Raw genomic sequence first — 3,074 nt, 5'->3', positions numbered from 1 at the left:
TCACGCCGATCCCGACCCCCGACGGCTTCGTCATCAACCTGCCCTACACCTCGCAGGTCGACTGGGCCCAGAACGTGCTGGCCGCCAACTCGGCGACGATCGTCCACGACGGCATCGACCACCGTGTCACCGACCCGCGCGTGGTCCCCTATTCCGAGGTCGCGCCGATGCTCCCCAGGAGCGCCGGTGTCGTCCGCGCCGTCTTCGACGTCCAGGAGTTCCTCCGCGTCACGACCGCGGACTGACGCGAACGAATTTTCGTTCGCCACGAAGGTGATTGGGCAGGTCAATAGCACCTTCACAGTTCACCCACAGGTCGTTCTCAAGTGCGGGATGGGGCGATGTCTGTGCCACTCTGGATGGGTTGTACAGACCTTGTTCACCTAGAAAGTGTGAGGAGTTAACCCATGACTTCGGCTATGTGTGCGGTCTGCACCGAAGACGAGGAGATCCGGGTTCTCACGCGTTCGGCGGGGGGCCGCCGGCGGCTGATGTGCTGCAGGTGTGGACACGCGTGGGACCGAGCGGGCCGTTCAGGTGCCGCTACTCGGAGCGTTGGACTGATCGGCCTCTTCGGCGCCGCCTGAGGTGCACGGGGCGTACGTTTCACGGTGCCGTCGCCCGGGATTCATCTCGGGCGGGCACGCAGGTGTTGCGGAGTGGCTTGGGTGTAGGGCTGAGACCTGTCTCGGGACCCCCTACCAAGCTCCGAGGAGTACGAACCCATGTCTGCAACCCGACGCTCCCTGCTGACCGGAAGCGCCGTCGCGGGGGTCGGCCTGGCCGTCGCCGGCGCAGTGCCGAGCCTGGCCGAGGCGAAGCCCGCCAAGCCCGGCGCCCATCGTCCCGGGAAGGGCTCGCGCGAGCCGTTCCCGCCGCTCGTCGACGACCCCAAGGGGATCCTGGCGCTGGCCGAGGGGTTCACGTACGCGATCGTCACCTCCGCCGGTGAGACGACCCTGAAGACGGGGGAGAAGACGCCGTCCAACCACGACGGGATGATGGTGCTCGGCGGCAGGCGCGGGCGCTACACGCTGATCCAGAACCACGAGATCGAGCCCGGTGAGGGCATCCCGGTGCCGCTCGTCGAGGGCACCGTCTACGACCCGGGCGCTCCGGGCGGCGGCTGCACCGTGATCACCACCGACGCGGGCGGTGCCAACCTCGGTGAGTACGTCGCGATCTCCGGAACCTCCACCAACTGCGCCGGCGGCCCGACGCCGTGGGGGACCTGGCTGACCTGCGAGGAGACCGTCAACGACGCCGGTGAGGCGTGGGAGGGCGAGGACGGCGCCAAGGGTGTCTACGAGAAGGACCACGGCTACGTCTTCGAGGTCTGGGCCGACGGCTCGGCCGACCCGCGACCGATCAAGGCCTTCGGCCGCTACGACCACGAGGCCCTCGCGATCGACAAGACCCGCACGAAGGTCTTCCTCTCCGAGGACGCAGACGAGCCCAACGGCCTCTTCTACCGCTGGACCGCTCCTGCCGGGGTGAAGCTCGGGCCTGGCGTGTGCACGGAGCTGGCCGACGACGCCGGCACGCTCGCCGCGATGCAGATCATCCTGCCCGACGGCTCGGTGCTGCCCGACGTGGCCTACCTGACCTCCGCGCAGATGGGTCAGCCCTTCCCGGTGAGGTGGAAGTCCGTCCCCGAGCGGGACGCCCAGGAGAAGCCGTGCCGCGAGCAGTTCGCCGACGGCGAGGTCACCCGCGGCCGCAAGTTCGAGGGTGTGTGGGGCACCGACGAGGGCGTCTACGTGGTCAACTCCTACGCCTGGGAGGACACCGACCTGCCCGGCGACGCGAGCCCGCACGACGGCATGGTCTGGTTCTACGACTACGAGGCAGAGACCATCCAGCTGGTCACCTACTTCCCGCACCAGACCCAGTCGGAGGACGACGCCCCGGCGCCGAAGTACTCCGACCTCACCTTCGACGGCCCCGACAACGTCACCGTCACGCCGTGGGGCTCGCTGGTGCTCGCCGAGGACGGCTCCGGCGCCTCGCACGTGCTCGGCGCGTTCCCCGGCGGCCCGGCGTACGCCATCGCCCGCAACGACCTGAACGACTCCGAGTTCTGCGGGCCCTGCTTCTCGCCGGACGGCAAGGTCCTCTTCGTCAACATGCAGGACCCCGGCTACACCCTGGCGATCCGCGGTCCGTGGGAGCGCTACCTCGGCTGATCGCCTCGAGGACGTACGCGGCGGGCGGCTCTCGATGGCCGCCCGCCGTCCCGTCTACCTCCCGAGGTTGACCAGCTGACCCGCCGGCGGCGAGGACCCGTCGGTGCCGGAGAGGACGTCGGTCGTGGCGACCACGCCCCACTTGGTCCACTCGACGGCCCCCGGAGTCGGCCGTTCGGCCACGGTCCAACGGTGGCCGTGGCGTACGGCGGTGATCTTGTTCGCGAACATCTCGGCGACGTAGATCGTGCCGGAGTGGCTGACCGCGACGCCGGTGGCGCCGAGGAACCCGCGAGCGACCTGCTTCAGGTGCCCCTTCTTGGCGTCGATGCTGAAGACGCTGCCGCGAGCACCGAGCTCAGGACCCTCCGGACCGCCGGGCAGGCTGGACACGTAGAGCCGTCCACCCGGGCCGGTCTCGACATCGGTCGGGACACCCTCGAAGTAGTAGGTCCTGTCCACGAAGCACGGGTCGAGCCCGAATCCCTCGACCACCTCCGGGGTGAACGTGTACGGGATCCCCGGCAACGTCGCGACCGTCTTCACGCGACCCGAGGAGGAGACGGACAGGACCGTGTTCCCGCCGGCGTCGGCGACGTAGGTGGTGCCATGCTTGGTCGCCGTGGCGTACGGGTGGGAGTCGATGCCGCCCTGGTAGGCCGCGGGCGCGCCGATCTCGGCCGGCCACTTCGCGTCGCACTCGGGGTCGCTCTTGCGGAACCCGTAGGACGTACGTCTGTCGGGGTTGTGCTTCGTCTCGTAGGCGTTCAGGTCGGCGACTGTCCTGACCTTGCCGGAGGAGTAGAGCCGCTTGAGCCAGCTGCCGGTGTTCTCGAAGGTCTCGCGGTCCGAACGGGTCACGACGAAGGTCACCACGCCGTCGTCGAC

At 69.0% G+C, this 3,074-nt stretch carries 2 protein-coding genes and 1 pseudogene; 2 read left to right on the top strand and 1 reads right to left on the bottom strand.

The annotated features are described in order from the left end of the window. Both ACRDPS_RS13235 and ACRDPS_RS13230 read left to right on the top strand, forming a co-directional pair. Window positions 1–245, top strand: a pseudogene (locus ACRDPS_RS13235) (hypothetical protein); the annotation flags it as partial. A 480-nt stretch (window positions 246–725) separates the two neighbouring features. Next, a complete protein-coding gene (locus ACRDPS_RS13230; protein ID WP_431502107.1) occupies window positions 726–2,186 on the top strand; it encodes an alkaline phosphatase PhoX in 1,461 nt (486 codons plus the stop codon). A 54-nt stretch (window positions 2,187–2,240) separates the two neighbouring features. Here ACRDPS_RS13230 and ACRDPS_RS13225 read toward each other — a convergent pair. Beyond that, a partial coding sequence (locus ACRDPS_RS13225; RefSeq protein ID WP_431502106.1) for a ScyD/ScyE family protein occupies window positions 2,241–3,074 on the bottom strand: 834 nt, incomplete at its 5' end.

The organism is Nocardioides sp., assembly GCF_050699375.1.
Classification (GTDB): Bacteria; Actinomycetota; Actinomycetes; order Propionibacteriales; family Nocardioidaceae; genus Nocardioides.
This window is presented reverse-complemented; position numbering and strand designations above follow the sequence as displayed.

Coding starts and splice junctions, on each gene's coding strand:
- ACRDPS_RS13230 (WP_431502107.1), top strand. CDS start 726: ATGTCTGCAACCCGACGCTCCCTGCTGACCGGAAGCGCCGTCGCGGGG.